The 1,014-nt window shown below is 40.7% G+C and carries 2 protein-coding genes; both read left to right on the forward strand.

The features are described 5' to 3' along the window. Positions 1-643: 30S ribosomal protein S3 (rpsC, locus tag QVP90_RS12405; RefSeq protein WP_288204436.1), on the forward strand; the 643-nt coding region annotated here is incomplete at its 5' end. A 23-nt stretch (positions 644-666) separates the two neighbouring features. Next, the coding region (gene rplP, locus QVP90_RS12410; protein WP_288204437.1) for a 50S ribosomal protein L16 at positions 667-1,014 on the forward strand (348 nt) is incomplete at its 3' end.

Here is a 1,014-nt window from a genome sequence, read left to right on the forward strand (position 1 = left end):
TTCTCTGCTGGAAGATAGCAAGATTCGTAAATATTTGAACGCTAGACTTGCAAAAGCCAGTGTTTCAAGAATCGTAATTGAACGTACACTGAAACTCGTGACTATTACCGTTTGTACTGCACGTCCGGGTATTATTATCGGTAAAGGTGGCCAAGAAGTTGATAAGTTGAAAGAAGAGTTGAAGAAGGTTACCGATAAGGATATTCAGATCAATATCTTCGAAGTGAAAAGACCTGAGTTGGATGCTGTTATAGTTGCAAACAACATCGCTCGTCAGGTAGAGGGAAAGATTGCCTATCGCCGTGCCATTAAAATGGCTATCGCTAATACAATGCGTATGGGTGCTGAAGGTATCAAAATTCAGATTTCAGGACGTTTGAATGGAGCTGAAATGGCTCGTTCTGAAATGTATAAGGAAGGAAGAACTCCGTTGCACACTTTCAGAGCAGATATCGACTACTGTCATGCAGAAGCATTGACTAAGGTTGGTCTTCTCGGTATTAAAGTTTGGATCTGTAGAGGTGAAGTTTTCGGTAAGAGAGAATTAGCTCCGAACTTTACGCAAAGCAAAGAAAGCGGTCGTGGAAGCAATAGCGGAAACAATGGCGGAAAGAACTTCAAAAGAAAGAAAAATAATCGCTAAACGAATTTGAATTTTTAGGAATTATGTTACAACCGAAAAAGACAAAATTCAGAAGACAACAAAAAGGCCGTCAAAAAGGTATTGCCCAGAGAGGTAATCAGTTGGCTTTCGGTTCTTTTGGAATTAAGGCTTTGGAAACAAAATGGATTACAGGCCGTCAGATCGAAGCTGCTCGTATTGCAGTGACAAGATATATGCAACGTCAAGGACAAATTTGGATTCGTATTTTCCCGGATAAACCTATTACCAGAAAACCTGCTGATGTACGTATGGGTAAAGGTAAAGGTGCTCCAGAGGGCTTTGTTGCCCCTGTTACTCCGGGAAGAATTATTATCGAAGCCGAAGGGGTATCTTATGAAATCGCAAAAGAA

The sequence above is a fragment of the Bacteroides sp. CAG:189 genome (assembly GCF_000432295.1).
GTDB lineage: Bacteria > Bacteroidota > Bacteroidia > Bacteroidales > Bacteroidaceae > Bacteroides > Bacteroides salyersiae.